At 45.1% G+C, this 2,326-nt stretch carries 4 protein-coding genes; all 4 read right to left on the minus strand.

What is annotated here, in order from left to right:
- Positions 1–693 (minus strand): IS5 family transposase (locus ACQEXR_RS19925; RefSeq protein ID WP_427021008.1); only part of this gene is annotated, 693 nt, incomplete at its 3' end.
- Positions 694–712: 19 nt separating this feature from the next.
- On the minus strand, positions 713–1,309 hold the full coding sequence (locus ACQEXR_RS19930) for a hypothetical protein (protein ID WP_427021009.1): 597 nt from the start codon (positions 1,307–1,309) through the stop codon (positions 713–715).
- A 98-nt stretch (positions 1,310–1,407) separates the two neighbouring features.
- Positions 1,408–1,767 carry a hypothetical protein gene (locus ACQEXR_RS19935; protein ID WP_427021010.1) on the minus strand — a complete coding sequence of 120 codons (360 nt, stop codon included), beginning with the start codon at positions 1,765–1,767 and terminating at the stop codon, positions 1,408–1,410.
- Positions 1,760–2,326: hypothetical protein (locus ACQEXR_RS19940; RefSeq protein ID WP_427021011.1), on the minus strand; the 567-nt coding region annotated here is incomplete at its 5' end. The genes ACQEXR_RS19940 and ACQEXR_RS19935, both read right to left, overlap by 8 nt.

Here is a 2,326-nt window from a genome sequence, read left to right on the forward strand (position 1 = left end):
TTCATTTCTGGGATGCCCATCTTCCCAAAGCGCCGCATTCTTGCGAGGCGGTATCAACGGAGTACTGCCCTTATTTTTCAGGGTCTCATAGCAACTTTTTGTGTCATACGCTCCATCGGCAGATACGGTATCTATCTTTCTACGTAAAGGGTTGAGTAATGTTGACAACACTTCGCTATCGCCAACACTTACAAGACTGACTTCTGCACTAATGGCCTCATGAGTTTCTACATCAACGGCTAAGTGCAGTTTGCGCCAAGTTCTGCGTTTTTCGGCGCCGTGCTTTTTCACCTTCCACTCACCTTCGCCAAAGACTTTGAGACCAGTCGAGTCAATAGCGATATGGCGAATAGCTCCTCTGGATTTGTTACGATATTTGACTTGAACTGTCTTCGAGCGTTTGCTGATACACGTGTAGTCAGGGGACGTCAGGGGAACCTCCAATAGCTCAAAGATAGAGTCGATAAAACCTTGAAGCGCACGCAATGGTAGAGAGAATATCCCCTTAATCATCAATGCAGTTTCAATCGCTGTATCAGAGTACTGGAAACCTCTACCACGCTTACCATGATGGGTTTTGCATCGCCATGCATCTACAGCTGAATCATCTATCCAGAACGTAACCGAGCCCCGTTTACACAGAGCCTTATTGTACTCCGCCCAGTTAGTTATCTTCTTTTTTGCCTTACCCATGTCACCACCGCTCTAACCATCATAAAGGGTCAGATCGCAAGACTCGAAAAAGGTTCAACTGATTTAGGCAACAACGCCCTCCTTCTTTAAACTCAACCTTTTTAAATATTGACCAACCTTTGGTCATCTTATCTTTAAAACTCATAGAGTCATTGTACAAGTAAACAGTAATCACACTAATAGCAGAACGCATCACTGCATCTCGGCTGTTGGCACCACTTGCTGCGGCGGCAATACCTGACACGATAATCATACCTCCAGCTTGAAGAGTCTGCGTTTGAACATTGGCATGAACAATTCCTCCACCAAGCTTACCAATGACACCGCTGATAAAGCCTTGCTTGAAGCTACCACCTTGCAATTCATGGAAACCACCTTGAACCACACCATGAGCGAGGGGTAAAGCCGCTCCAAACGGACTCGTTCCACCCGCAGCACCATGGGCCACCCCATAGGTGACACCCGCAGATAGCCCACCTAAAACGCCTGCTTCTATCGCACCACCAAAATCACCGGTCGTGATATAAGTCGTAGAAAATGACACGGTTGCTCCGCTCGCAGCCGCTTGCGCGACGGGTTGTAATCCCGTATACAACCCGGAGGCGGCGTACCCCATTGCGATTCAACGTTAACTGTCCCAACATTATCCAGCTACCTCCGCTTCCTCCACCGCAACCAACAAGTAACGCTAACACTGATGCATAATATATTTTCTTAAAATGACCTATTTTTATTCTTCTTCAAGATAGGTCGCACTTTGCGGGTTCCAAACCAATATACAAAACAAGCAAGAGGGAAAGTAGCAACAAAGCGCCATAGATTATTTATACCTAAAAGTTCAAGTGTATAGACAACGCCACCGTCATACATAAATGATACTAAAGTAAAGAGTACGAGCTTTGAGTACTTTTTACGTACAGGCTCCATTACCTTTAAGGTTGCAATTACACACGTGTAAGTGACAGCAAGGATACTAGCTAATAGAAAATCTCCTTTAGAGAAGAGGATCCCAATTCCACACCAAAGCATAATCGCATTACTTGCTGTATCCCATTTATCCTCTTGATCAGTCACATTTCACCACCGTATTACATCCAACAGATACCGTATTATTTACAGTGCCTACATTATCTACCGTCTGCTTAACAACCGGAGACCCAAAGAATATTGCATCATCCACTACACCTGCCCCTTTCCCAAAAGGTCCAACCATCACGCCGATGAAATTAGACCAACTTGAATCTAAACGCCATGCGCCGAATGCCATAACAAAAGCACTTGGCGGACTGACTACGCCTACACCAATAGACATATTCGACAGAACACCCGCACCGATTTGAGCGGTTTCTTCAGCTGTAGTTTCAAGATAATCGGACATTGTCTGTCCAGCTTCTTCAGCTAAGTAAGCATTTGCTGCATTTTTTTGGAATGTATTTTTATCAACATACATACGCTGTCCTCGGTACGTTACCCAACCCATTTCGTTATACAAATAAACAGTAATCACACTAACAGCAGAACGCATCATCGCATCTCGACTATTGGCACCACTTGCGGCGGCCGCTATACCTGACACGATAATCATACCTCCAGCTTGAAGAGTCTGCGTTTGAACATTGGCATGAACAATTCC

It is taken from the genome of Vibrio sp. TRT 2004, assembly GCF_050113735.1.
Classification (GTDB): domain Bacteria; phylum Pseudomonadota; class Gammaproteobacteria; order Enterobacterales; family Vibrionaceae; genus Vibrio.